Annotated in this window: 22 protein-coding genes and 1 pseudogene; 13 read left to right on the top strand and 10 right to left on the bottom strand. The window is 73.5% G+C overall.

All coding sequences use genetic code 11. The features are described 5' to 3' along the window. From ABZ318_RS08615 to ABZ318_RS08635, 5 genes and pseudogenes are all read left to right on the top strand, one after another. A pseudogene (locus ABZ318_RS08615) lies at positions 1-965 on the top strand (PBS lyase); the annotation flags it as partial. A gap of 128 nt (positions 966-1,093) precedes the next feature. Next, positions 1,094-1,864: a hypothetical protein gene (locus tag ABZ318_RS08620; protein WP_356901736.1), complete on the top strand. Its 771-nt coding sequence runs from the start codon at positions 1,094-1,096 to the stop codon at positions 1,862-1,864. Continuing rightward, on the top strand, positions 1,861-3,252 hold the full coding sequence (locus tag ABZ318_RS08625) for an ATP-binding protein (RefSeq protein WP_356901737.1): 1,392 nt from the start codon (positions 1,861-1,863) through the stop codon (positions 3,250-3,252). Before ABZ318_RS08620 ends, ABZ318_RS08625 begins: the two co-directional genes overlap by 4 nt. A 100-nt stretch (positions 3,253-3,352) precedes the next feature. Continuing rightward, positions 3,353-4,717 carry an FtsW/RodA/SpoVE family cell cycle protein gene (locus ABZ318_RS08630; RefSeq protein WP_356901738.1) on the top strand — a complete coding sequence of 455 codons (1,365 nt, stop codon included), beginning with the start codon at positions 3,353-3,355 and terminating at the stop codon, positions 4,715-4,717. A gap of 92 nt (positions 4,718-4,809) precedes the next feature. After that, entirely contained in the window at positions 4,810-6,288 is a 1,479-nt protein-coding gene (locus ABZ318_RS08635) for a penicillin-binding transpeptidase domain-containing protein (RefSeq protein WP_356901739.1), read from the top strand. 38 nt (positions 6,289-6,326) lie between these two features. On the opposite strand, the gene ABZ318_RS08640 is transcribed toward ABZ318_RS08635, so the two are convergent. Together ABZ318_RS08640 and ABZ318_RS08645 are read right to left on the bottom strand one after the other, a co-directional pair. Next, positions 6,327-6,968, bottom strand: a complete 642-nt coding sequence (locus tag ABZ318_RS08640; protein WP_356901740.1) for a hypothetical protein — start codon at positions 6,966-6,968, stop codon at positions 6,327-6,329. 229 nt (positions 6,969-7,197) lie between these two features. Continuing rightward, the gene (locus tag ABZ318_RS08645; RefSeq protein WP_356901741.1) at positions 7,198-8,310 is read right to left on the bottom strand and encodes a ferritin-like domain-containing protein; all 1,113 of its coding nucleotides are present in this window, start codon (positions 8,308-8,310) and stop codon (positions 7,198-7,200) included. 168 nt (positions 8,311-8,478) lie between these two features. On the opposite strand from ABZ318_RS08645, the gene ABZ318_RS08650 reads away from it, so the two are divergent. From ABZ318_RS08650 to ABZ318_RS08665, 4 genes are all read left to right on the top strand, one after another. Further along, a complete protein-coding gene (locus tag ABZ318_RS08650) occupies positions 8,479-9,201 on the top strand; it encodes a TetR/AcrR family transcriptional regulator (protein ID WP_356901742.1) in 723 nt (240 codons plus the stop codon). Between the two features lie 27 nt (positions 9,202-9,228). Further along, positions 9,229-9,552 (top strand): hypothetical protein, encoded by a 324-nt coding sequence (locus ABZ318_RS08655; RefSeq protein ID WP_356901743.1) that lies wholly within the window; start codon positions 9,229-9,231, stop codon positions 9,550-9,552. A gap of 75 nt (positions 9,553-9,627) precedes the next feature. After that, positions 9,628-11,052, top strand: coding sequence for an NlpC/P60 family protein (locus ABZ318_RS08660; protein WP_356901744.1), 1,425 nt, complete (start codon positions 9,628-9,630; stop codon positions 11,050-11,052). Positions 11,053-11,155: 103 nt separating this feature from the next. Further along, the gene (locus ABZ318_RS08665; protein ID WP_356901745.1) at positions 11,156-12,487 is read left to right on the top strand and encodes an MFS transporter; all 1,332 of its coding nucleotides are present in this window, start codon (positions 11,156-11,158) and stop codon (positions 12,485-12,487) included. On the opposite strand, the gene ABZ318_RS08670 is transcribed toward ABZ318_RS08665, so the two are convergent. From ABZ318_RS08670 to ABZ318_RS08690, 5 genes are all read right to left on the bottom strand, one after another. Next, on the bottom strand, positions 12,405-13,640 hold the full coding sequence (locus ABZ318_RS08670) for a styrene monooxygenase/indole monooxygenase family protein (protein WP_356901746.1): 1,236 nt from the start codon (positions 13,638-13,640) through the stop codon (positions 12,405-12,407). The two genes, ABZ318_RS08665 and ABZ318_RS08670, sit on opposite strands and share 83 nt — an antisense overlap. Before the next feature lie 46 nt (positions 13,641-13,686). Beyond that, positions 13,687-14,226 (bottom strand): ATP/GTP-binding protein, encoded by a 540-nt coding sequence (locus ABZ318_RS08675; protein ID WP_356901795.1) that lies wholly within the window; start codon positions 14,224-14,226, stop codon positions 13,687-13,689. Between the two features lie 157 nt (positions 14,227-14,383). Continuing rightward, complete coding sequence (locus ABZ318_RS08680) at positions 14,384-14,797, bottom strand: DUF742 domain-containing protein (RefSeq protein WP_356901747.1); 414 nt, start codon at positions 14,795-14,797, stop codon at positions 14,384-14,386. Positions 14,798-14,802: 5 nt separating this feature from the next. Further along, positions 14,803-15,294, bottom strand: coding sequence for a roadblock/LC7 domain-containing protein (locus tag ABZ318_RS08685; protein ID WP_356901748.1), 492 nt, complete (start codon positions 15,292-15,294; stop codon positions 14,803-14,805). Next, positions 15,291-18,179: a nitrate- and nitrite sensing domain-containing protein gene (locus ABZ318_RS08690; protein ID WP_356901749.1), complete on the bottom strand. Its 2,889-nt coding sequence runs from the start codon at positions 18,177-18,179 to the stop codon at positions 15,291-15,293. The genes ABZ318_RS08685 and ABZ318_RS08690 overlap by 4 nt, the downstream gene beginning before the upstream one ends. A gap of 371 nt (positions 18,180-18,550) precedes the next feature. On the opposite strand from ABZ318_RS08690, the gene ABZ318_RS08695 reads away from it, so the two are divergent. Next, on the top strand, positions 18,551-19,378 hold the full coding sequence (locus ABZ318_RS08695) for a hypothetical protein (RefSeq protein WP_356901750.1): 828 nt from the start codon (positions 18,551-18,553) through the stop codon (positions 19,376-19,378). 16 nt (positions 19,379-19,394) lie between these two features. On the opposite strand, the gene ABZ318_RS08700 is transcribed toward ABZ318_RS08695, so the two are convergent. Further along, positions 19,395-19,877, bottom strand: coding sequence for a MarR family transcriptional regulator (locus ABZ318_RS08700; protein ID WP_356901751.1), 483 nt, complete (start codon positions 19,875-19,877; stop codon positions 19,395-19,397). A gap of 235 nt (positions 19,878-20,112) precedes the next feature. Here ABZ318_RS08700 and ABZ318_RS08705 point away from each other — a divergent pair, with 235 nt between their 5' ends. Then, positions 20,113-20,952, top strand: a complete 840-nt coding sequence (locus ABZ318_RS08705) for a lysozyme (protein ID WP_356901752.1) — start codon at positions 20,113-20,115, stop codon at positions 20,950-20,952. A 196-nt stretch (positions 20,953-21,148) separates the two neighbouring features. Further along, positions 21,149-22,042 carry a lytic polysaccharide monooxygenase gene (locus ABZ318_RS08710; protein WP_356901753.1) on the top strand — a complete coding sequence of 298 codons (894 nt, stop codon included), beginning with the start codon at positions 21,149-21,151 and terminating at the stop codon, positions 22,040-22,042. Between the two features lie 58 nt (positions 22,043-22,100). Here ABZ318_RS08710 and ABZ318_RS08715 read toward each other — a convergent pair whose 3' ends face one another. Together ABZ318_RS08715 and lon are read right to left on the bottom strand one after the other, a co-directional pair. Beyond that, positions 22,101-22,691: a DUF4240 domain-containing protein gene (locus ABZ318_RS08715; RefSeq protein WP_356901754.1), complete on the bottom strand. Its 591-nt coding sequence runs from the start codon at positions 22,689-22,691 to the stop codon at positions 22,101-22,103. A gap of 100 nt (positions 22,692-22,791) precedes the next feature. Further along, positions 22,792-25,203 carry an endopeptidase La gene (lon, locus tag ABZ318_RS08720; RefSeq protein ID WP_356901755.1) on the bottom strand — a complete coding sequence of 804 codons (2,412 nt, stop codon included), beginning with the start codon at positions 25,201-25,203 and terminating at the stop codon, positions 22,792-22,794. A 131-nt stretch (positions 25,204-25,334) separates the two neighbouring features. Here lon and ABZ318_RS08725 point away from each other — a divergent pair, with 131 nt between their 5' ends. Further along, entirely contained in the window at positions 25,335-25,973 is a 639-nt protein-coding gene (locus tag ABZ318_RS08725; RefSeq protein WP_356901756.1) for a GNAT family N-acetyltransferase, read from the top strand. The last annotated feature ends 82 nt before the right edge of the window (positions 25,974-26,055 follow it).

The raw sequence follows: 26,055 nt of genomic DNA on the forward strand, positions 1-26,055 counted from the left end.
GCACCGGGATCACCGGCTACGACAGCAACTCCGACCTCCTCGTGACGGGCGACGGCAGCACCGTCTCCGTACGGGACATGAAGAACGGCGGGGCCGGGGACACCCGCGCGGTTCCGCTGCTCGCCCGCGCCCTGGAGGAGACCGAGGTGCGGCGCGAGCTGCTGTACGCCACGGACGGGCTCGGGCCCTCCGCGGCGATGCTCGCCCCGCTGCTCCGGCGCCGGCTCGCCGAGGTCGAGTTCGACGAGCGGCTGTACGACCGGGCGGCGCCGCTGCTGTACGCCCTGGCGGCCGTGCGGGGCGCCCAGGCCCTGCCGGAGGTGCTGCGGATACTGCGCGAGGCGCCGGAGAACCGGCGCGACTGGGTGCGGGAGGCAGCCCTGCGGACCCTGGCCGCCTTCGGGCCCGCCGCCCGGGAGGCCGTACCGGACATGCGAAGACTCCTGGCCGCCGATTCGGCCGCGGTGGCCACGGCGGCGGCGCGGGCGCTGTGGGCGGCCGAGGGGGACCGGGGAGACGTGCTGCCGGCGCTGGAGCGGTGGCTGCGACCGGGCACGCCGGGCGCGGACTGGTGCGCCGCCGCGCAGGTCCTCGGCGAGATCGGCCCGGCGGCGGCCGCGGCGGCCCCGGTCCTGCGGCCCGGTCTGGTCTCGCGGGACCTGTGGGTGCGGGTCCGCGGCGCGGCGGCGCTGTGGCGGGTGTCCGGCGAGGCGTCGGCGTCGCTGCCGGTGCTGCTCGCGGCCTGGGAGGAGAACCGGCACGCGCGCGTGGACATCGCGGAGTGTCTGGCGGAGATGGGTCCGGCGGCCTCGGGGGCGCAGCTGGTCGTCCTCACCGAGCTGACCCGCAGGCGCCGCCACAACGCCCGTGAGGGCGTCTCCGGCAGCCATGACATCCATCTCGACGAGAAGCTGCTGACCCTGTGCCGGGCGGCGCTGGCGCGGATGGAGCGGGGGGCGTTCTAGTACGACCCGAAGGGCCACCCGAAGGGTCGCCCCGGTCGAAGGCGGTCCGACGATGAGACAAAAAGGACTTCGTTCCGCATAAGGTCTACTGGGAGCCCCATTCCCCACCGACCCGACCGAGGAGCAGCGTGAGACCGCGCGGAGTCCGGAGCGTCGCCGGCGCCCTGTGCGCCCTCGGTCTCGGCCTCGCGCTCACCGGCTGCGGTGGCGGCGAGGGCGGGCTCAAGAGCGCCGGGCCCACGCCCACGGCCGTGGGTCCCGTCCGGCTCTGGCCCGATCTGCCGCCCGCCACGAACCCGCCGATCGACTACGGCGAGTCCGACATCCAGCGCGTCCCCGGCATCGAGGTCGCCGACAACGACGTCCACTCCGTCGACCCGGTGGCGGTCGTCCGCGCCGAGGTGCGCGCCCGTCCCGACACGTACACCGGCGCGGACGGCCTGTACGAGCAGACCGCCCGGGCGATCGAGGCCTGCAAGACGGCGCCGGCCGCCTGTCCGGTCCTGCGGCCGTACTACCGCGACCTCACCGGCAACGGGCGGGACGAGCTGATCGTCGGGATCCGGATGCCGGACCAGCAGGTCGGGGTGCGGGTCTACCTCGCCGAGAACGGCGGCCTGACCCGGATCATGTCCACCGTCGACCAGGTCATCAGCGTGGAGCTGGCGGGCCGGGACCTGATCATGCGGGTCGGCTCGGCCGGCATTCCCGGGTACGAGTACCGGACCGCCTGGTCCTGGGACGAGCAGCAGGGCAGCATGCTGCCCACCCGGGACGAGATCGTCCGGGTGAAGCCCTCCGGCACCGGGCCCTCCATGGTGCCCGCGCCCCACCTGGTGAGCCCGACGCCGACACCCACGGACGAACCCGCCCCCCTCCCCCCGGAGGCGACGCCATGAGAACGCCCCGGCAGCCCGCCTGGACAGCGACCCTCACCTGGAAGGCCGCGGTCTTCATCGCGGTCATGTGCTGCGCCCTCGCCGCCCTGCTCGGCGTCCTCGTCCACGTCTCGGTGGCCGGCCAGACCGTGAACGACTCCCGGGAGAAGGCCCTGACGCGGCTCGCGGAGGTCAGCGGGCTCTACGAGGCGGGCGAGCCGCTCCCCCGGTTCGCGGGCGTCGATCCGCCCGGACTCCCGGCCCCGCTGCGGGCGCTCGCCGCGCGCGGGGAGCGCGGCACGATGGTCGCGGAGTACGAGGGCCGGCCGACGATGTGGGCCGCGGGCCCGGCGGACGGCCCCACAGCGAGCCCGACGGACGGCCCGACGGACCGCCCCACAGCAAGCCCGACAGACCGCCCGGCGGACGGCCCCACAGCAAGCCCGACAGACCGCCCCACGGGGGGTCGCGCCCTCGCCGTACGCCTCGACTACACCCAGAGCGCCGAGACGATCAACGCGCTCGACCGCTCGATCCTCGGCTCCTCCGTCCTGGCCATCGGGGCGACCCTGCTCGTCGGCGCCTTCGCCGTCACCCGGGTCACCCGCCGCCTGCACCTCACCGCGCAGGTCGCCCGCCGGATCAGCGCCGGCGACCTCGACGCGCGCGTGGACGATCCCCGCACGAAGGACCCGACCCGGCCCCAGGACGAGGTGGCCACGGTCTCCGGGGCGCTCGACACCATGGCCTCCTCGCTCCAGCGCAAGCTGCAGAGCGAGCAGCGGTTCACCGCCGACGTGGCGCACGAGCTGCGGACCCCGCTGACCGGACTCTCGGCCGCGGCCGAGCTGCTGCCGGAGGGCCGGCCCTCGGAGCTCGTACGGGACCGGGTGCGGGCGATGCGGGGGCTCACCGAGGACCTCCTGGAGATCTCGCGGCTCGACGCCCGCACCGAGACCGTGGACCTGGCGGTGCACGAGCTCGGGCCGCTCGCCGAACGGGTCGTGCGCGCCTCGGGCACGGACACGGAGGTGCGGGTGCTCCGGGACGCCACGGTGGAGACGGACCGGCGGCGGGTGGAGCGGGTGCTCGGCAATCTGGTGGCCAACGCGCACAAGCACGGGGCGCCGCCGGTGGTGGTGACGGTGGACGGGCCGGTGGTGTCCGTGCGGGACCACGGACCGGGATATCCCGCGTATCTGCTGGAGTCGGGGCCGCAGCGGTTCCGTACCGAGGGCGGGGGCAAGGGGCACGGCCTCGGGCTGACCATCGCGGTGGGGCAGGCGGAGGTGATCGGCGCCGAGCTGGTCTTCGCCACCGGCCCGGACGGGGGCGCCGAGGCCCGGCTGCGGCTGCCGGAGTACGTACGGTTCGACGCGTCCGGGCCCGGGTCCGAGTCCGAGAGGTGACGGCCGTCCGAGTCCGGAGCATGAGGGCGCGCCCCCACACAAACACGGCACACCGTCACACAAAAGGGACATAGGGCATACCGCTTGCTACGTTGCGGCCATGACCGCACCCCCGCCCGGCATCCGCGTCCCGAAGCGGCGCGGCGTGGAGCTGTCGCTCCTGATCGGCGCGGTCCTCATCGCCGTCCTGGGCTACGCCGAGGTCGGTCTCGCCCGCAGCGGCGCCGTGCCGCCCGACGCCGCCCGCTACGGGGCCGGGCTCGGGCTGCTCGCGCTCGTCGCCCATCTCGCGGTCCGCTTCCGCGCCCCGTACGCCGACCCCCTGCTGCTGCCGATCGCGGTCCTGCTCAACGGCCTCGGTCTGGTGCTGATCTACCGCCTCGACCTGGAGACGCCGAAGGACCAGGCGGCGACGACGCAGTTGGTCTGGTCGACGGTCGGGGTGGCGCTGTTCATCGTGGTCGTCCTGCTGCTGCGCGACCACCGGACGCTCCAGGGGTACGCGTACGTGTCGGTGGCCGCCGCGCTCGCCCTGATGATCCTGCCGATCTTCTTCCCCGCGGTGAACGGCGCCAAGATCTGGATCAGGATCGACGGACTCTCCTTCCAGCCGGGCGAGTTCGCCAAGATCCTGCTCGCCGTCTTCTTCGCCGCGTACCTCGCCGCCAACCACAACGCACTCGCGTACACCGGCCGCCGGATCTGGAAGTTCCAGTTCCCGACGGGCCGGGTCCTCGGGCCGATCGTGGCGATCTGGCTGCTCAGCGTCGGCGTCCTCGTCCTGGAACGGGACCTCGGCACCTCGCTGCTCTTCTTCGGCCTCTTCGTGATCATGCTGTACGTGGCGACCGGCCGGACCGGCTGGATCGCGGTCGGCCTCGTCCTGGCCTCCGCCGGCGCCTTCCTCGTCGGCTCGCTCGAACCGCACGTCCACAGCAGGGTGCAGGACTGGCTCGACCCGTACGCCTCGATCCGCGCGGGCGAGGGACCGGGCCAGCTCGCCCAGTCGCTCTTCGCCTTCGCCGCGGGCGGGATGCTCGGCACCGGGCTCGGTCTCGGCCATTCCGTCCTCATCGGCTTCGCCACCAAGTCGGACTTCATCCTGGCGACGGCCGGCGAGGAGTTGGGGCTCGTCGGCCTCACCGCGCTCTTCCTGCTGTACGCGCTGCTCGTCGCCCGCGGCTACCGCGCCGGCCTCGCGTTGCGCGACCCCTTCGGGCGGCTGCTCGCGATCGGCCTCGCCTCGATCGTGGCGCTCCAGGTCTTCGTGATCGCGGGCGGGGTGATGGGGCTGATCCCGCTGACCGGCATGGCGATGCCGTTCCTGGCCCAGGGCGGTTCCTCGGTCGTCACCAACTGGGTGATCGTCGCGCTCCTCATCCGGGTCAGCGACTCGGCCCGCGCGCCCCGGCCGGACGCCGCCGACACCGGGGAGCTCGCCAGGGTCGGGGAGGCCGTGCGGTGAAGGACTCCGGGACCCGAGGGGGTCGCGCGGTGACCGGCTCCGGCACCCGGGGAGGCCGTGCGGTGAAGGACTCCGGCACCCGGGGAGGTCCGATGGTCCGGTACATCCGGCGCGCGGCGGCGCTCTGTCTCGTCCTCCTGGTGGCGCTGCTCGTCAACGCCGCCCGGGTCATGGTCTTCGAGGCCGACTCCCTCGACGACAACCCGGCCAACCGGCGGATCGCGATCGACCGGTACGCGAAGCCGCGCGGCGAGATCGTCGTCGACGGGAAGCCGGTGACCGGCTCCCGGGACAGCGGGCAGCAGCTGCGCTGGGAGCGGACGTACAAGCAGGGGCCGTTGTACGCGCCGCTGACCGGCTACGCCTCCCAGACGTACGGCACGACGCTCGTCGAGCACGCCGAGGACGGGATCCTCGCGGGCACCGACCCGATGCTGGCGCCGCTGCCCCTCTGGGACGACCTCACCCGCGGCCGGCGGCCCGGCGGCGACGTGGTGACGACGGTCCGCGCCCCCATGCAGGAGGCCGCCTTCCGGGGGCTCGACGGGAAGCGGGGCGCGGTCGTGGCGGTCGAGCCGTCCAGCGGCCGGATCCTGGCGCTCGTCAGCTCACCCTCGTACGACCCCGGGGTGCTCTCCGGGACCGGACAGGGCGTCAAGGACGCCTGGCGGCGGCTGAACGCCTCGCCGAACCAGCCGATGCTGAACCGGGCGCTGCGGCAGACGTACCCACCGGGCTCCACCTTCAAGATCGTGACGGCCGCGGCGGCCCTGGACGCGGAGGTGGTGCGGGACGTGGAGGCGCCGACGGACACCCCGGACCCGTTCGTGCTGCCCGGCACCCGGCAGGTGCTGCCGAACGAGGCGACGGGCTGCGGCGACGCGTCCCTCGCGTCCGCGATCCAGTGGTCCTGCAACACGGTGATGGCCGGACTGGGGGTGAAGGTGGGGCTGACGGGGATGGTCGACGCGGCGGAGCGGTTCGGCTTCAACGACACGGGGCTCCGGGTGCCGTCCTGGGTGGCGAGGTCCAACTTCGACCGTGAGATGAGCCCGGACCAGCTGGCCCTCTCGTCGATCGGGCAGTTCGACACGACGGCGACCCCGCTCCAGATGGCGATGGTGGCGGCGGCCGTCGCCAACAACGGGGAGATCGCCCACCCGTACCTCGTCGACCGCACGACGACCTCCCGCGGCACGACCGTGAACCGCACGGGCCGCCGCAGCTACCGGCAGGCGATGAGCCCCGCGACGGCGATGCAGCTCCAGCGGCTGATGGTGCGGGCCGTGGAGGAGGGCACGGGCACGAACGCGGCGATCCCCGGGGCCCGGGTCGGCGGCAAGACGGGCACCGCCCAGCACGGCTTCGGCAACACGGGCACCCCGTACGCCTGGTTCATCGCCTGGGCGCAGGCGGACGACGCGGCCCAGCCGGCGGTGGCGGTGGCGGTCGTCGTCGAGGACGCGGAGGCCTCCCGTACGGACATCAGCGGGGGCGGCAGCGCGGCGCCGATCGCGAAGGCGGTGATGGAGGAGGCGCTGAGGCTGGAGGCGGAGGCGCGGAATCCGTAGCCGGTTCTCCGTGCCCCCGCCCCGGCCCCTCCCGGGGGTCAGCCGATCGGCTTGCGGATCTCGGCGCGGATCCTGACCGTCTTCTCCGCGAGTCCGGCCAGGTCGATGTCCTTCGGGTCGGCCGTGGTCTCCCCGGCGCCGACGAGGGCGATGGCGGCGGCGGTGTTCTCGTCGCCCCAGGCGCACATGGGCAGCGTCGTCGTGCTCAGTCCGTCCTTCGACGTGGTGACCTGGCAGCTGACGGTCACGTCGTACCCGGTGGGAGTGAAGTCCCTGGGCTTGACGACGAGCGTGGAGCCCTTGTCCGTGGCGGCCCCCTTGAGGATGGACGACCGGGTGGTACCGGGGTTCTTGATCTGCCCGTACATCCCGGAGAGCACGAGGACGGACCCGTCCTCGGCGCTGTACTGCCCGACCGCTGCCGTCGCGTCCTTCACGGTGAAGTCGGGGGTGTCCTCGATCTCCTTGCCCTGGGTGTCGGAGAGGTCGGAGACGAGGGTGAACTCGCCATCGAGGACGGTCTGCGAGACGACCAGCTTGTGCTTCGCCTCGGGGAAGGAGCCGGTGACGCCGTCGAGCCCGGCCTTGACCCCGTAGCCGAGGCCGCCGACCACGACCAGGGATCCGAGGACGATGGCGACGATCGCTCCGGCCGACAGCTTCTTCTTCGGCGGCCCCATGGGCGGTTGCCCCCAGGCCCCCGTGCCCGGTCCGGGGTACTGCGGCGGATACCCCTGCGGAGGGCCTTGCGGGGGATACCCCTGCGGCGCTCCGAACGCGCCGGGCTGTTGCGGGGGCGGTACGGGGCCTCCGTACGGATGGTGGGGCGGCGGGCTCGACGATGGCGGCATGGTCATGACGGGCACGCTACGTCACCCGTGTGACCACCCCTCACCCCTCCTCCCGCCCCTACGCCCCCTCCGCCGCCCCCTGCTCGATCGCGGCCTCCACCTCGGCGACCCGCTCCGCCTCCTCCGCCGCGAACCGTTCGCGGTCCAGCGCCTCCGCGATCTCCTCGTCCTGGCTCATCAGCAGGTCGAGGTTGGAGTCGCCGAGGTCGAAGACGCCCATGTCCAGGTAGGCCTTCTGGAGGCGTTCGCCCCAGAGGCCGATGTCCTTGACGCAGGGGACGATCCGGCTGAAGAGGAGCTTGCGGAAGAGGTGCAGGAACTCGCTCTGCTCGCTGAGCTCCTCCGCCTCCTTCTTCGGGATGCCGAAGTTCTCCAGGACCTCGACCCCGCGCAGCCGGTCGCGCATCAGGTGACAGCCCTCGATGACGAACTCCTCGCGCTCGCGCAGTTCCGCGTCGGTGAGCTGCCTGTAGTAGTCGCGCAGCGCCATCCGGCCGAAGGCGACGTGCCGGGCCTCGTCCTGCATCACGTACGCGAGGATCTGCTTCGGCAGCGGCTTGTCGGTGGTGTCGCGGATCATGCCGAAGGCGGCGAGGGCGAGGCCTTCGATGAGGACCTGCATGCCGAGGTAGGGCATGTCCCAGCGGGAGTCGCGCAGGGTGTCGTCGAGGAGACCCTTGAGGTTGTCGTTGATCGGATACAGCATCCCGATCTTCTCGTGGAGGAAACGGCCGTAGATCTCGGCGTGCCGGGCCTCGTCCATGGTCTGGGTGGCCGAGTAGAACTTGGCGTCCAGGTCGGGGACGGACTCGACGATCCTGGCGGCGCAGATCATGGCGCCCTGCTCCCCGTGGAGGAACTGGCTGAACTGCCAGGAGGAGTAGTGCCGGCGCAGGTCGCCCTTGTCCTTCTCGGTCATCTTCGCCCAGTGGCGGGTGCCGTGGAGGGTCAGGACCTCGTCGGGGGTGCCGAGCGGGTCGTACGGGTCGACCTCGACGCCCCAGTCGATCCGGGTGGCGCCGTCCCACTGTTTGTCCTTGCCCTTCTGGTAGAGGGCGAGGAGGCGTTCGCGGCCGTCGTCGTAGTCCCAGGAGAAGCGGGCGGCACCGGCGGCGGGCACCTCCCAGACGGGTCCGGCGGGGACGTTCACGTAGAGGTCGTGCGTCGACACTGGCGACTCCTTCCGTCCGTTCGCAGCAGGCTCACACGTTGGTAGACGGATCGTCAACAAGTCGCGCACAAAGGATCGGCGGTCCCGCGCGCCCGGTGCGGGGCTCCCCCTCCGGAAGCCCCGGGGCCCGCCGCCCGGGGGATGCGCTCCACGGTTACGCTGCGGTCCATGACGAGCGCCGCCACCCCCGCGTACCGCAGGCTCAGCGTCGAGGAGCGGCGCGGGCAGCTCCTCGAAACCGCCCAGGAGCTCTTCGCCCACCGGGCGCCCGAGGACGTCTCGCTCGACGACGTCGCCGAGGCGGCCGGCGTCTCGCGGCCCCTCGTCTACCGCTACTTCCCCGGCGGCAAGCAGCAGCTGTACGAGGTGGCCCTGCGCTCCTCCGCCGACGCCCTGAACCGCTGCTTCACCGAGCCGCCGGCCGGGCCGCCGACGGAGCGGCTCGGCCGGGTGCTCGACCGCTACCTGACCTTCGTCGACGGGCACGACGCCGGGTTCAGCGCGCTGCTCCGCGGCGGCAGCGTCGCCGAGACCTCCCGGACCTCCGCGATCGTGGACGAGGTGCGACGGGCCGCCGCCGAACAGATCCTCGTCCACCTCGGGGCGGAGCGGCCGGGCCCCCGGCTCGGCATGCTCGTCCGGACGTGGATCGCCGCCGTCGAGGCGGCCTCGCTCATCTGGCTCGACGGGGGGAAGCAGCCGCCTGCGGCGGAACTGCGGGACTGGCTCGTCGACCACCTCGTCGCCCTGCTCGCGGCGACCGCGGCGAGCGACGAGGAGACGGCGGGGGTCGTGAAGCGGCTCCTCGCGCAGGAGACCCCCGAGGGGCCGGTGGCGACGCTGGCCCGGCGGGTGATCCCGGTGGTGGGCGAGGCGGCGCACCTGCTGTGAGGCCGGGGGCCGGGAGAGACTGTGGGGGTGAAAAGCGAGAACACCCCCTTCCGCGGTGGCCCCCTCGACGGCCGGGTCCTGCCGATCCTGCTCGGCCCGACCGGCCACCCGCCGAAGTGGTACGAGGTCCCCGTCCCGGCGCACGACGGGCGGCCGCCGACCCTGTACGCCTACCGGCGCGAGCCCGCGGGGTACACGAAGCGGCTCGGACTCCAGCGCGGCTGGGTCTATGTGTACGTCCCCGAGGGGCGGGAGCGGCGCGAGCTGAAGTGGCCGTGGTCGAAGCCGACACCGAGGCCGGAGTCGAAGCCGGAGCCGGAGCCGGAGCCGGAGCCGGAGCCGAACGAGTGACGCGGAGGGGCACGCCCCGATTCGTACGGTAATCGGATGAAGTGACTTGCCATCATCCCCCGTGGAGGTGGTGACGTGTCACGAAGGCTGCTGCGCACGGTCTGCACGGGGGCGCTCGCCGCGGCGACGGCGCTCACGGGGGCGCTCCCGGCGGCGGGCGCCGCCCCGGACCCGCCCGTGGACCCCCCGGCCGAGGCCCCGATCGCCTGGGCGGACCCGGCGGCGGAACCGGTCGGCCCGGTCGACCCCGCCGCACCGGCCGCCACGGGTACGGACGCGGATACGGGTACGGACGCGGATACGGGTACAGACCCCGTGACGGGCGCAGGCCCCAGCGCGGCCCCCACCGGGTCGGCGGACCCGGCCGGCCCCGCCGACCCGGCGCTCCCGCCCTCCCCCTCAACCTCGCCCTCCCCCACGGCCACTCCCCCCGTCGAGGACGACGACGCCGCCGCGCTTCCCGCCCCCGGTGGGAGCTCCGTCAGTGGGCTGCTCACCCGGTTGCGGACGCTGTATCAGCAGGCCGAGGCGGCGACCGAGCGGTACAACGCCGCGGAGGAGGCGCTGAAGCGCCAGGCCGCCGACACGAAGAAGGTCACCGCTCGGCTCACCGCCGCCCGGACGGCGCTGGCGCAGGGCCGTGCCGCGGCCGGGCGGATCGCCCGGGACCAGTACCAGGGCAGGTCCGGGCTCTCCTCGTTCCCCCCGTACCTGCGGCTGCTCTTCGCCGCGGACCCCCAGTCGGCCCTGGACGAGGGGCACCTGCTGGCCCGCGCGGCCCGCGACCGGGTCACCGCCGTCTCCCGGCTCACCAGGGCCGAGCGGCAGGCCGGCAGCCTCGCGAGCGCCTCCCGCAAGGCCCTGGACCGGCAGCAGGGGCTCGCCGCCGCGCAGCGCACCCGGCGTGACGAGGTGCGGGCCAAGTTGCTCCAGGTGGAGAAGCTGCTCGCCGCCCTGTCGCCGGACCAGCTGGCCCGGATCACCGCGCTCGAACGGGTCCAGACCGCCGGCGCGCAGAGCGAGCTGCTCGACTCCGGGGTCCTGGACGGCCCGCGCACCCCGTCCCGGGCGGGCGCGGAGGCGCTGCGCTTCGCGGTGGAGCAGATCGGCAAGCCGTACGAGTGGGGGGCGGAGGGGCCGGAGGCGTACGACTGCTCGGGGCTGACGCAGCAGGCGTGGGCGGCGGCCGGCCGGGAGCTGCCGAGGACCAGCCAGGAGCAGTGGGAGACCCTGCCCCGGGTGCCGCTGGCCGAGCTCCGTCCCGGCGATCTGGTGGTCTACTTCCCGGGCGCGACCCATGTGGCCCTCTATCTGGGCGAGGGCCTGGTGGTGCAGGCCCCGCGTCCCGGCGGGAAGGTGAAGGTCTCCCCGCTCGCGGCGAACCCGGTGCTCGGGGCCGTACGGCCCGATCCGGGGGGAGCGGCCCTGGAGACGTACACCCCGCCCGAGCTTCCCGCCGGCGCCAAGGACGGCGGGGACGAGGGCTACGACCAGAGCTGAACTCCCGCCCGCCGCAAGCCCCTTGCTCCCCCAAGTAATATGCAACAAGCTTGACGGGTCCTTACCGATGGCCGATCGCCTCCACCGGACACGGAGCCCCGTCATGCCCAGCCCCGCCGTACACAGCCCCGTCCTGCACAGACTGCTGCCGGACGCCCGGCCCCAACGCGCCCTCGCCGCCTCGAACTTCGTCAACGCCGTCGGCAGCGGCCTCTTCCTGACCGCCGGAGTGCTGTACTTCACCCAGGCCGTGCGCCTCCCGGCCGCCGCCGTGGGGCTCGGGCTCGGCATCGCCGGACTCCTCTCGCCGGCCGTGGGGATCGCCGTCGGCCACCTCGCGGACCGGCGCGGGGCGCGCGGGGTCCTGGTGTCCACGCCGGCGGTGCAGGCGCTCGCCACGGCGGCCTTCGTCCTCGCCGACGGCTTCTGGCCGTTCGTCCTCGCCGTCTCCGCGGCCACCGGCGCGAAGGCGGCCGGTCTCGCCGCCCGGGCGCCGCTCGTCCGGCACTACGGAGGGGAGAGGCCCCAGGAGTTCCGCGCCCGTCTGCGGGCCGTGACCAACGTCGGCATCTCCTTCGGGGCGCTCCTCGCGGGGTGGGCGGTCCAGGTCGGCACCCTCGGCGCCTACCAGGTCCTGGTCGCCGGGAACGCCCTCGCGTTCGCGGCCTCCGCCGCCGTCCTGCTCCTGCTGCCGCCCGTCGCGCCCGCGCCCGTCGCCCGCGGACCCCGGTGGATCGCGCTGCGGGACCGGCCGTACCTGGCGCTCACCGCACTCGACGGCGTCATGGCGATCCAGTTCAAGGTGCTCACCGTCGCGATCCCGCTCTGGCTGGTGGGGTCCACCACCGCCCCGCACTGGTTGGTCTCCGGCACCATGCTCGCCAACACCGCCCTCGTCGTCGGCCTCCAGGTGCGGGCGAGCCGTGGCGTCGACTCGCCCCGGTCCGGCGGCCGCGCCTACCGGCGCGGAGAAGGGCCGTCAGCCGCCGAAGAACGAGACGATCCCGAGCACCCGGACCCCTCCGAAGACGATCGTCCCCAGCAGGCAGCCGGCGCCCACGACGAAGCCGCCGACCGGCCACCCGCCGGCGTCCGGCGTGTACTCCTCGTCCGCGCCCTCCTCATAGAAGGCGGGATCGCCCCGGTCGACGGGCCGCCCCGACTCCTCGGCACGGGCCGCCCGCACGGTCGCCGGCTGGTTCCCGGCGAACGCGGTGGCGGCCAGGTCCGCGTCCACGCGGGCGAGGGCGTTCCACTGGGACACGAACGCACGATCGAGCACCGGGGCGCACCCCCTCGACCGGATGTCGACGGCCGGGCCCGGCGCCCGGGCACCGGCCGTCGACGGCCCCCTAGCCGGCAGAGACCTCGGCCAGGTACGCGTTCGTCTTCTCCGGGTCGAAGAAGAAGTTCTCGAAGTCCGCCGGGTCGTTGAAGCCGTTGGCGAAGCGGTCGGCGACGGGCTGCAGTTGGCCGGCCGCGCCGAGCAGGTTCAGGACGTGCTCCGGCGGGGGCGCCAGCATCGCGTTCGTCCACTTGGTGACATGCTGGGCCGTCTTCCAGTAGCGGTCGAAGGCGCCCTGCATCCACTCCTCGTCGAAGGGCTTGTCGCCCTGCTCGACGATGGCGGCGAGATACGCGGCGGCGCACTTGGACGCCGAGTTGGAGCCCTGGCCGGTGATCGGGTCGTTGGCGACGACGACGTCGGCGACGCCGAGGACCAGACCGCCGCCGGGGAGCCGGCCGATGGGGTTGCGGACGGTCGGCGCGTACCGGCCGGCGAGGGTGCCGCCCGCGTCGGTCAGCTCGACCTTCGTCGCCCGCGCGTACTCCCAGGGCGTGAACTTCTCCATCAGCTCCAGGGTCAGGGAGAGGTGCTCCGCCGGGTCCTTGACGCCCTGGAAGACGTCGAGCGGGCCGCCGGGGACGCCCTCCCAGAAGAGGATGTCGGCGCGGCCGCCGGTGGTGAGGGTCGGCATGACGAACAGCTCGCCGACGCCCGGGACGACGTTGCAGCGGACCGCGTCGAAGTCCGGGTGCTCGGGGCGGGGGCCGAGGCCGTGGACGTACGCGACGGCCAGGGCGCGCTGCGGCTCGCTGTACGGCGAACGGGACGCGTCCCGGCCGAACATGGAGACCAGCTCGCCCTTTCCGGCCGCGACGAGCACCAGGTCGTAGCTGCGGGAGAAGTAGTCCAGGTCGCCGACGGCCGCGCCGTGGATCACCAGCTGTCCGCCGCGCTGGGCGAAGGTGTCCATCCAGCCGGCCATCTTCACGCGCTGGTCGACGGACTGGGCGTAGCCGTCGAGCCGGCCGACCCAGTCGATCAGGCGGGCGGAGTCGGGGCCGGCGACGGAGACGCCGAGGCCCTCGATCTTCGGGGCCTGGGACTCCCAGAAGTTGAGACCGAGGTCCCGCTCGTGCTGGAGGGCGGTGTCGAACATGCACTGCGTGGACATGACCCGGCCGGTCCGGATCTCGTCCGCGGTCCGGTTCGACATGAGGGTGACCTCGTACCCCTGCGACTGGAGTCCGAGGGCGAGCTGCAGGCCGGACTGGCCGGCGCCGACTATGAGTATCTTCCGCATGGGCGGGGCTCCTGGCGTGACGGGTCGAACTGTTCGGGGGGCGGGCTTATTCGGGCGTGGCTTCGAGGGCGTGCGCGACCATCGTGAGCAGGCTCTCGACGACGCTGTACCGCTTGCGCGCGTCCATGATCACCACGGGCACGTGCGCGGGCACGGTCAGGGCCTCCCGCACGTCGTCCGCCTCGAACAGCTCGGTGCCCTCGAAGTGGTTGACGGCCACGATGTACGGCAGCCCGCAGCTCTCGAAGTAGTCGAGCGCCGGGAAACAGTCGGTGAGCCGCCGGGTGTCGGCGAGCACGATCGCCCCGATCGCCCCGCGCACCAGGTCGTCCCACATGAACCAGAAGCGCTGCTGTCCCGGCGTGCCGAAGACGTACAGCACCAGGTCGTTGTCGAGGGTGATCCGGCCGAAGTCCATCGCCACCGTGGTGGTGAGCTTGTCCGGGGTGGCGGTGAGGTCGTCGGTGTCCTCGCTCGCCCGGGTCATCAGCGCCTCGGTCTGGAGCGGGGTGATCTCCGAGACGGCGCGGACGAAGGTGGTCTTGCCGACGCCGAAGCCGCCCGCGACGACGATCTTCGTCGCGATCGGGGCGCGGGAGTGGTCGAGCTGCCAGTCCTGGGCGCCCTCTTCGGCGTCGACCCCGTCGGTGGCGGCCTCGTCGGCGGCCGGTTCGCGCGACGCGGACCCCGGCTGGGCGGGGATGCCGACGGCGACCGCCGGCGTTTCGGAGACGGCGGTGGCGTCAGAGACGACGGAGTCCACTCAGCACCCTTTCGAGGAGCGCGCGGTCGGGCTGCCCGGTGCCGTGACCGGTCCCGTACACACGGATCTTTCCCTGGTCGGCCAGGTCGCTGAGCAGCACCCGGACGACCCCCAACGGCATCTTCAGAAGCGCCGAGATCTCCGCGACCGTCCGCATCCGGCGGCAGATCTCGACGATGGCCCGCATCTCCGGCATCAGGCCGCGGGCGGCGGGCCCACCGTCCGTCAGGACCTTGCGGGAGGCGGGCGCTTCGAGCGCCGCCACGAAGGTCTCGACGAGCAGGATGTGACCGAAGCGGGTCCGGCCGCCGGTCAGCGAGTACGGGCGCACGCGCGCGGGGCGCCGTCCCTCTCCCCGTACCGGCAGCTTGAAGGCGTGATGCGCCGAGGACATGGCCGTCACCGGGTGCTCTCCATCGATTTGCGCAGCTCACTGCGGACTTCGGGGGTGAGTACGTGACCGGCGCGGCCCACGAAGAGTGCCATGTGGTACGCCACGACGCTCATGTCGCAGTCGGGCGTGGCGTGCACGCCGAGCAGCGAGCCGTCGCTGATCGACATGACGAAGACGCTGCCCTCCTCCATCGCCACCATCGTCTGCTTGACCCCGCCGCCGTCCATCAGCCGGGCCGCCCCGATGGTGAGGCTGCCGATGCCGGAGACGATGGTGGCCAGATCGGCGCTGGAGCCGCGCGGCCCGTCGGGACGGCCGGCGTCCGCGGCGACCGTCGTGGCCTGCTGGATGGCCGGGTCCGACGAGAGCAGCATCAGTCCGTCGGAGGAGACGACGGCCACCGAGCGGACCCCCGGGACCTCCTCCACCAGATTCCCCAACAGCCATTGCAGGTTGCGGGCTTCCGTGCTCAGTCCGAACGTTCCCGTCGCGGTCAACTGCGTGCCTCCTCGACTGTGTCCCCCGTCTTCTCCCCTGTACGTGCGGTCTTCGTGGCTTCTGTGCGCGCCGTGCCCAGCTCCGCCTCCACGTCCCGGCGCCCGGCCTTGGCGCCCTGGTGGAAGCCGCCGAGCCGGCGGCGCAGGGCCTCCGCGTCCACGCCGCCCTGGCGGGGCGCGGTGGGGGCGGAGGGCTGGCGGACCACCTGCGGGGTGCGCTTGGGCAGTCCCTTGTCGGTGACCCGCTCCCACTGCGCGGGGCGCGGACCGGGCACCGTCCCGTCGGCGGCGATCGCCTCGCCGGGGGCCGCCTCGACGGGGGCCGCCTCCTCGCCGTCGGCGACGCGCTCGTGGGTGTCCGGCTCCGGCGGCGGGTCGGGCAGCCGGACCTGGAGCGTGGTCTCGGAGACGGACTCGTACGACGCCTCGTACGACGCCTCGGACGCGGCTTCCGGCTCGGGGACGTACGGCGGCTCGGGCTCGGGGGTGTACGCGGGCTCGGGCTCGTACGCCGCTTCCGGCTCCGGGGCGTACGGCGGCTCGGGCGCGGCCTCCGGTTCCGGCTCCGGGGCGTACGGCGGCTCCTGCTGCTGCGGCTGTTCCGTGTCCGCCGCCAGGAACGCGGCCTCCGCCGCCTCCACGAGGGGGTCGCGGTGCCGGGGCGGCAGGGTGTTGGAGTTGGCCTCCGCGACCGAGCCGGGCAGCTGGATCGCGGGCGCGGTGCCGACGACCCGTACGGGCTCCGACACGGCCGTCGGCGGGGTGGTCGGCAGCAGGGGCAGCGGCAGGACCACGACGGCCGCCGTGCCGCCCGGCTTCTGCTCGCGCAGCTCGACGCGCACCCCGTGGCGGGCGGCGAGCAGGGCGATGACCCGCATGCCGAGCCCCTCGCCCTCGAAGGCCTCCGGGTCGGCCTCGGCGAGGCGCGCGTTGAGCTCGGCGGACCTGGAGGCGGTCATGCCGATGCCCGAGTCCTGCACGGAGAGCATCACCTCGCCGCTCTCCAGGAGCCAGCCGGAGAGCTGGACCTCGGCGTCGGGCGGCGAGAAGGAGGTGGCGTTCTCCAGGAGTTCCGCGACCAGGTGGCTCAGGTCGTCCGCGGCGAAGCCGGCGACCTGGGCGTGCGGCGGCAGCGACTGGATGGTGACCCGCTCGTACCGCTCGATCTCGCTGACGGCCGCGCGCAGCACGTCGACGAGCGGGACGGGCCCGGCGTGGCCGTGGACGTGCTCGTGGCCGGCGAGGACGAGGAGGTTCTCGCTGTGGCGGCGCATGACGGTCGCCATGTGGTCGAGCTTGAACAGGGTCGCGAGGCGGTCCGGGTCCTGCTCGCGCTCCTCCAGCTTCTCGATGACGCCGAGCTGCCGCTCGACGAGCCCGAGGCTGCGCAGCGAGAGGTTGACGAAGGTGTGGTGGACGGTGCCCCTGAGCCGTTCGAGGTCGGCGGTGAGGAGGGCCACCCGGCCCTGGAGGTCGGCGCGCTGGGCGGCGAGCTCCGCGCCGACGGCGTCCTTGGCGGCGGCCAGGTCGGCGCGCTCGTCGGTGAGCCGCTCGGTCTGCGCGGCGAGGCCGGCGAGCTTGCCGTGCAGGGCGTTGAGGGAGCGGACGACCTGGGCGAACTCGTCGTTGCGGCCGGTGAAGCGGATCGCTTCCTCGGCGTGCGGCTCGGGGGCCGCGGCGAGCCGGGCGGCGCCGAGGCGGAGCACGGCGAGCGGCCGGGTGAGGGTGCGGGCGACGTAGGTGGAGATGCCGATCGCGACGAGGAGGCAGCCGCCGAGGAAGGCGATGCGCAGTTCGAGGGCGGTGACGTCGTCGTCGCGGAGCGCGGCGAGGCGTTCGACCCGCTGGGTGGCGAGGGCGGACTCGACGCCGCGCATCTGCTCGATGCGGGCGGAGAGGGCGGCCTCCAGGGCGACCGGGTCCGTGCCGCGCTCGGCCTCGGTCAGCCTGGGCTGGTCGGTGAGGCTGGCGAGGGCGAGCTCGGCGGTCTTGACGTCGGGGCCGGTGACGGTGGCCGCGAGGGAGTCGCGGGCGGTGGAGCCGGCGGCCTGGTCGAAGTCGCCGAGGGCGGCGAGCTCGCGGACGCGGGCCTGCTGGGCGGCCGCGGTGAGGCCGTCGCGGGCCCGCTCGGCCTCGGCGGCGCCCTCGGGCTCGTCGGCGACGTAGGTGCCGGTCCGGGAGTCGTAGTGGACGCCCCCGGTGGGCTCGGGCTGCGGCGCGGAGAGCGCGCCGAGGAGCAGGCCGCGGGTGGCGGAGGCCTGTTCGACGGCGCGGCCGAGGGCGGCGGGGGCGCGGGTGGCCCCGGTCAGCGCGGTGTCGGAGGCGCGGGCCGGGGTCTTGTCGGCGAGTTCGTCGGCGAGGGCCTGGAGCTTGCCGATGACGTCGGAGTACGCCTTGTGGGCCTCCAGGGCCGTGCCCTTGCCGGTGAGGGCGGTGCGGCGGACGGAGGGGACGCCGGCGAGGTCGCGGCGGAGTTCGGCGGGGGCGGCGTTCCGGATCTCGTCGATCTGGCGGTCGACGCGGGTGGAGCGCGCGTCGGTGACCTTCCGCCGGTGCTCGGCGTCGCCGCTCTGGGTCTCGCGTCCGGCGGCGATGTACGCCACGACCTCGTCGCGCTCGTCGGCGAGGGAGTGCGCGAGGGTGACGGCCTGCCGGTCGAGTTCGGCGAGGGTGACGAGGCGCTGGGACTCGGTGAGCTCGGTGGAGGCGGCGAGGATCGCGGGGGCTCCGGCGGCGAGGACGGTGACGCCGACGAGGGCGACGCCGGCGACCAGCCGGTTGCGGACGCGCTTGGGCCGGCCGGTGGGGGCCTGCGGCTCACCGGGGGTCTGGCTCTGCGTGCCGTTGTTGCTCCGAGGCCGCTTCTTCTGCACCGGTGCTCGCATTCTTGATTCGTCCGCCGATGAAGCAGAGGTGACGGTCGGTCACATGGAGCGCCCCCACCCCTGGTACGGCTTCCGACCATTCCAGCGCTTCCGGCAGGGGGACGGGCATCGGCCGCTCCGCCACCCGAACGAGTGAACAACACTCAGTAGTTGGCGAACAACTTCCGGAGGCGGCTTCCGGGGGCTCGCGCGGGGCGCCGGTTGGATCTTCCGGGCGGCCTTTGGCAGGATGCCCGCCCGCAGCTTCCCGGAGGTGCTTCTTCCGCCTCTCGGGCCGCGTCCGCGAGGTTGGTACAGGCCTTTTCCGGTCATTTGCAGGTCCCGTGAAGGAATTCCGGGAAGAATGCGCGGGGGCGGGCAGACTGGACGCCATGCGCAGTGAAGTCGCCTCCCTTCCCGGCAGCCCCGAACGCCCCAATGAGGACTGGGTGGCCGCCGTTCCGTCCACCTCGGACGGCGGAGGGGCGGTCGTCCTGCTCGACGGCGTCACGCCCCCCGTCGGTGATGACGGTTGTGTGCACACGGTCCCGTGGTTTACCGCGCGACTGGGCGGAGCTTTGACCGAACTGTCCGGTTCTCGCCGGGACATGCCCCTGTCCGAGATCCTGTCGCTGGCAATCCGGCGCACCGCGGACGCCCACCGCAACACCTGTGACCTTTCTCACGTGCGAACGCCCCAGGCGACCGTGGTGCTCGCCCGCTGGGACGAGACCCGGGTCGAGCACCTCGTCCTCTCCGACTCCGTCCTCCTCCTGGAGGCTCCCGACGGGACGGTGCGGGCGGTGGTCGACGACCGGCTCGACCGGGTGCCGGACGAGGTGCGGCGCTCGCTGGAGGCGACGGACCGGCTGCGGAACCGCGTGGGCGGCTTCTTCACCGCGGCGGCGGACCCGGCGGTCGCGGCGCGGGCGGTCACCGGGACGACCCCGCGCGCGGAGGTGCGGGCCCTGGCGGCGCTCACGGACGGGGCGAGCCGCTGGGTGGACCTGTTCGGCGAGGGCGACTGGGCGGACTGTTTCGGCGTGCTGCGCGAGGAGGGTCCGGCCGGTCTGCTCCGCCGGGTGCGGGCCCTGGAGGCGCGAAGCGACGGGGGCGCCCCCGGACGAAGCCCGGGGGGCGGCGCGCGGGTGGGCGGGCCGCTCCGCTGGAAGCTCCACGACGACGCGACCGCGGTGTACGCGGAGCTGTGGGACCGCTGAGCGGCGGCCCCGGGCGTCAGCCCTCCGAGCGGACGTTGAAGTGGTTCAGGAGGCGGGCCAGTTCGGCGACCTCGGCGCGGTCCCAGTCGGCGAGTTTGCGGACGTAGCGTTCGCGCCGGGCGTCGCGGACGCTGCGGAAGCGGCTGCGGCCCTCCTCGGTGAGGCGGACCAGCGAGGCGCGGCCGTCGGCGGGGTCGGGGTCGCGGGCGACGAGCCCGAGGTCCTCCAGGGCGCGGAGCTGGCGGCTCATGGTGGCCTTGCCGACGCCGAAGTAGCCGGCGAGTTCGGTGGCCCGCTGGGGTCCGGCGTCGTCGAGGCGTACGAAGAGGCCGTAGGCGGCCGGCTCCAGTTCGGGGTGGACCTCGCGGGCCATCTCGCCGGACTGGGCGCGGGCGCGGCGCAGAAAGACCGCCAGCTCCCGTTCGAGGGCGAGGAATTCCTGGTCCACACCACCTCCGGCGGTGGCCCGGCCTTCACTTCCCGTACCGCTTCCGTGCACGTCAGCACCTCCCGCACGCTTTCCGGTCGCTGAAAGTTTCTTGCCGAGGCGTCCATCGCCGCAGCTCCTTCAGTATTTCGCAGGCGTAGACCAACGGCGGCAACCGGGCCCTCTTCCGTGGGCGGGTCTACGTGCGTAGCGTCTTTCCCGGCAGCCCTGAGTGACATGTCCATTCCAGGTCGTGTCGTCCGGCCTGCCCCCACCGCTCCCCCACCGAGCCTTTCGGAGGCACGCAATGCGTGTGCACAGATCCGGAACGACCCTCGCCGGCGCCGCCCTCGCGGCCCTGACCCTCCTCCTCCCCCTCGGCCTCTCCGGCACCGCCACCGCCGCCCAGGACCCGGGCGCCGAGAAGGCGACCCCCGCCCGCGGCTCCGCCTACATGGGCATGGGCGTGATCGCGCACGACGGCCAGGGCGCCAAGCCCGGCGGCTTCTCCACCCTGGCCACCCAGACGGAAGGCGTCGACGTCTCCGGCCACCAGGGCAACGTGGCCTGGTCGACCCTGTGGAGCAGCGGCGTGAAGTGGGCCTACGTCAAGGCGACGGAAGGCACGTACTACAAGAACACCTACTTCGCGCAGCAGTACAACGGCTCGTACAACGTGGGCATGATCCGCGGCTCGTACCACTTCGCGACCCCGGACACGACCTCCGGCGCCACCCAGGCCGACTACTTCGTCAACAACGGCGGCGGCTGGTCGAGGGACGGCAAGACCCTGCCGGGCGTGCTGGACATCGAGTGGAACCCGTACGGCGCGACCTGCTACGGCAAGACGGCGTCCGGGATGGTCGCGTGGATCCAGGACTTCGTGAACCGCTACCGGTACCGGACCGGCCGCGACCCGGTGATCTACACGGCCACCAGCTGGTGGAAGCAGTGCACCGGGAACTCCGCGGCCTTCGCCTCCACCAACCCGCTGTGGATCGCGCGGTACGCCTCCGAGGTCGGCGAACTCCCGGCCGGCTGGCCGTACTACACGATGTGGCAGTACACCTCCTCCGGCCCGACGGTCGGCGACCACGACCACTTCAACGGCGACCTCTCGCGGGTCCAGGCGCTCGCGAACGGCTGAGCCGGCTCCCTCTCCGCCCGACGGCGGCCTCCCGGGTGTGCGGCACCCCGGGGGGCCGCCTTTTTCCGTCCCTCCCCTTGCCCATTGGTATGGACCAATGCGAGGCTTCCTCCGCCGGTCACCCGGGGCCCAACTCCCGGGTTTCCGGAGCGCGTTGCTCACCCGTACTCCCCCACGCACGAGAGAGAGCCCCCGCATGCCGTCCTTCCGCCGCACCGTCACCGGCGCCGCAGCCCTGTCCGCCGCCGCAACCCTGGTCAGCCTCGCCCCCGCCACCGCGAGCGCCCACGGGGCCGTCTTCAACCCCGTGAGCCGGGTGGCGGCCTGCTATGCCGAAGGCCCCGAGACGCCCAGGTCGCAGGTGTGCAAGGACCTCGTCGCCGACTCCGGCACCCAGCCGCTCTACGACTGGAACGAGGTCAACATCGCCGACGCCGCCGGGCGGCACCAGGCCCTCATCCCGGACGGCAGGCTCTGCTCGGCCAACCGCGAGAAGTACCGGGCCCTGGACTGGGCGCGCACCGACTGGCCGGCCACGGCCGTCGCCGCCGGCTCCTTCGACTTCAGGTTCCGGGTGACGGCCCCGCACTCGGGCACGATGACCGTCTACATCACCAAGGCCGGCTTCGACCCGACCCGCCCCCTGAAGTGGTCGGACCTGGACCCGACCCCCGTCGCCGTCCACGCCACCGGCCGCACCGCCACCGACGGCTACTACAACTTCACCGGCACCTTCCCGGCCCGCACCGGCCGCCACATCGTCTACAAGATCTGGCAGCGCAACGACAGCCCCGAGGCCTTCTACAGCTGCTCGGACGTCACCTTCGGCGGTACGGCGACGGCGACGGGAACAGGGACGGCGACAGGGGCCCAGGCCCCGACCGAGGCGAGGATCGCGGCCGGCGCCGAGCTGTCCACCGTGAGCCACGCGGGCCACGGCGGCGACGAGCAGCCCCCGGCCCTCTCCGCCGACACCGCCGAGGCCCCCTCCTCGCCGCTGCCGACGGCCCTCACGGGCGCGGGCGCCCTCGCCGTCTTCGCGGCGGGCAGCCTGCTCCTGGGCCGCCGCCGCAACACGTCCGCCTCCTGAGGCCGCGGGACGCCCCCGGCTCCCAGGACTTGTCCGACCCTGATCCGCCGGACGGCCCCTAGGCGCCCGAGGCGAGCGGGAAGAGGGCGGCGAGCCGGGGCGTCGCCGGCACCTCCGGCCGAGGCCCCCGGTCCTCCTCGTCCTCTTCCCACTCCCCCGCCGCCTCCGCGGCGTCCTCCGCCTCCTCGACGGCGTCGAGGAACTCCTCGCCGTCGTCGTCCTCCTGGCCCGTCAGCTCGTCGTACGCGTCCTGGGCGACGTAGTCGAGCTCCTCCCACTCGGGCCACTCGTCGTCGTCCCACTCGTCGCGGTGCCGGCCCACGAGCGCGCGCACCGCGGGCACGTCGGCCAGCGCGTCCGGGTCGGCGAGGACCGACTCGTACGCCTTGCGGCCCTGGCCCACCAGCCAGAGCGTGAAGTAGTGGAAGCCGTCGTCCGTACAGACGCCGCCCTCGATCCGGTTCGCCGCCGCCCACACCGCGCGCGTGTCCGCGGCCTCGCACGCCCGCTCCAGCCGCACCTGGAAGTCCACGCTCTCGGCCACCGGACGCCGTATCAGCTCCTCCCGCAGCCATTCGAGGCGCTCGTCCCGGTCACCGGTCCGGCGGATCGACTCGTCGATGAGAGCCCAGAAGGCGTCGTCGTTCATGCGTACGAGCATGCCAGTCCCGACTGACATCCGGGTAACGAGATCCGGGCGCGCCGGAGCGGGGTGCCGCGGACGGCACCCCGCTCCGGGACGTGGGAAGTTACGCGGCCACCTCCACCGGCACCACCGCCGGCGCGAGGGCGATCTCCAGGACCTGGCGGACGTCCGTCACCGGGTGGACCTCCAGCTTCTCCAGGATCTCGGCCGGGACGTCGTCCAGGTCGGCCTCGTTCCGCTTGGGGATCACGACGGTCGTGATGCCCGCCCGGTGCGCGGCGAGGAGCTTCTGCTTCACACCGCCGATCGGCAGCACCCGGCCGGTGAGGGACACCTCGCCGGTCATGGCCACGTCCGTGCGGACGAGCCGGCCGCTCAGCAGGGAGGCGAGGGCGGTCGTCATGGTGACGCCCGCGCTCGGCCCGTCCTTGGGCACCGCGCCCGCCGGGAAGTGGATGTGCACGCCCCGGTCCTTCAGGCCGGTGACGGGCAGCTCCAGTTCCGCGCCGTGCGAGCGGAGGAAGGAGAGCGCGATCTGCGCCGACTCCTTCATCACGTCGCCCAGCTGACCGGTGAGGGTCAGGCCGGCGGCGCCCGTCTCCGGGTCGGCGAGGGACGCCTCCACGAAGAGGACGTCACCGCCCGCGCCGGTCACGGCGAGCCCGGTGGCGACACCCGGCACGGCCGTCCGCCGCTCCGCCGGGTCCTGGGCCGACTCCGGCACGTGGTGCGGACGTCCGATGAGCTCCCGCAGGCCGTCGGGGCCGATCGCGAACGGCAGCTCGCGGTCGCCCAGTTCGTGCTGGGCCGCGACCTTGCGGAGCAGCCGGGCGATCGAACGCTCCAGGGTGCGGACGCCGGCCTCGCGGGTGTACTCGCCGGCCAGCTTCCGCAGCGCGGCCTCCTCCAGGACGACCTCGCCCGGCTCCAGACCGGCCCGCTCCAGCTGGCGCGGGAGCAGGTGGTCACGGGCGATGACGACCTTCTCGTCCTCCGTGTAGCCGTCGAGGCGCACCAGCTCCATGCGGTCGAGGAGCGCCTCGGGGATGGCTTCGAGGACGTTGGCGGTGGCCAGGAAGACGACGTCGGAGAGGTCGAGCTCGACCTCCAGGTAGTGGTCGCGGAAGGTGTGGTTCTGCGCGGGGTCGAGGACTTCGAGGAGCGCCGCCGCGGGGTCGCCGCGGAAGTCGGAGCCGACCTTGTCGATCTCGTCGAGCAGGACCACCGGGTTCATCGAACCGGCCTCCTTGACGGCGCGGACGATCCGGCCGGGCAGGGCGCCGACGTACGTCCGCCGGTGGCCGCGGATCTCCGCCTCGTCGCGTACGCCGCCGAGGGCGACCCGGACGAACTTCCGGCCCATGGCGTGGGCCACCGATTCCGCGATCGACGTCTTGCCGACGCCGGGCGGGCCGACCAGGGCGAGGACGGCGCCGCCTCGGCGGCCGCCGACGACGCCGAGGCCGCGGTCGGAGCGCCGCTTGCGCACCGCGAGGTACTCGGTGATCCGCTCCTTCACGTCGTCGAGGCCGGCGTGCTCGGCGTCCAGGACCTCGCGGGCGCCCCGGATGTCGTACCGGTCCTCGGTCCGCTCGTTCCACGGCAGTTCGAGGACGGTGTCGAGCCAGGTGCGGATCCAGGAGCCCTCCGGGGACTGGTCGCTGGACCGCTCCAGCTTCTCGACCTCCTTGAGGGCGGCCTCGCGCACCTTCTCGGGCAGGTCGGCGGCCTCCACGCGGGCGCGGTAGTCGTCGGACTCGTCGCCCTCGGACTCGCCGTTGAGGTCGCGCAGTTCCTTGCGGACGGCTTCGAGCTGGCGGCGGAGCAGGAACTCGCGCTGCTGCTTGTCGACACCCTCCTGGACGTCCTTGGCGATGGTCTCGGCGACCTCCTGCTCGGCGAGGTGCTCGCGCAGCTGGGCGGTGGCGAGCTTGAGGCGGGCGACCGGGTCGGCGGTCTCCAGGAGTTCGACCTTCTGCCCGACGCTGAGGAAGGGCGAGTAGCCGGAGTTGTCGGCGAGGGCGCCGACGCCGTCGATCTGCTGGACGCGGTCGACGACCTGCCAGGCGCCGCGCTTCTTGAGCCAGCTGGTGGCCAGCGCCTTGTACTCCTTGACCAGTTCGGTCACGGCGCCGGGCAGCGGGTCGGGGAGGGTCTCCTCGACGGTGCTGCCCTCGACCCAGAGGGCGGCGCCGGGGCCTGTCGTTCCGGCGCCGATGCGGACGCGGCCGAGGCCGCGGATCAGCGCGCCGGGGTCGCCGTCGGACAGACGGCCGACCTGCTCGACGATGCCCAGGACGCCGGTGCCGGCGTAGGTGCCGTCGACGCGCGGCACGAGCAGCACGCGGGGCTTGCCCGCGCCGGCGCGGGCCGCCGCCTGGGCGGCCTCGACGGCGGCCCGTACGTCGGTGTCGGACAGGTCCAGCGGCACCACCATTCCGGGCAGCACGACCTCGTCGTCGAGCGGCAGCACAGGCAGAGTGAGCGGCACGGACGCCATGGACTCAGAAGCCATGATCTCCCCTTCGGCAGTCAAGTTGAGCTATGTGCACTCAATGCTTGTGAGCCTCGGGATGTTCCCGGACGTCCGTTCGCTCTGAGCGATCACCCCCACACGCGCCCGCGCGGGGCGGATGTAATGCCTGCATGGATATGGCAGCTATTACTTCCGCCTGGGTGGCGGGCTGGACCGTCTCGCGGGGCACCCCGTCCGCCGTCGCCGAGCCCTGGGGCTACCGGATCGACGTCGGGCTGCCCCGGCACGTCGTACGGCACGTCCTGCCCGCCCCCGACGCGGCCTCCGTCGGCGCGCTCTGCGCCCGGCTGACCACGCCGTACAGCTGGCTCAAGGTGATGGCGGGGCCGGAGGAGGTGGCGCCGTGGATCACCGAGGGGTGGACCGTCCCCGACGATCCGGGCTTCATGATGGTCAAGCCGCTGGACCCGGGCGTCCGCCCCGCGCCCCCCGAGGGGTACGCCCGGACCACCGAGGTCGAGGACGGCGTCATCCGGGTCCGGATCCTCGCCCCGGACGGCACCCTCGCCGCCCGCGGCCAGATCGCCCCGACCGGCTCCACCGCCGTCGCCGACCAGATCGAGACCGACCCCGCGCACCGGCGCCGGGGCCTGGGCTCGAACGTCATGCGCACCCTGGAGGCCGCCGCCGCCCAGGCCGGCGCCGAGACCGGGGTGCTCGCCGCGACCACGGACGGCCTCGCGCTCTACGACTCGCTGGGCTGGCGCCACCGGGGGCCGCTCACCGGGATCGTCCGGACGGACCCCTGAGGCTCCCGACGCCCCCTGACGTCCCCCGGGACTCCTGACACTCCCCGGTGCCCCTGGTGTTCCACGACGCTCCCCGCCGCGT

The sequence above is a fragment of the Streptomyces sp. NPDC006197 genome (assembly GCF_040613865.1).
Lineage (GTDB): Bacteria > Actinomycetota > Actinomycetes > Streptomycetales > Streptomycetaceae > Streptomyces.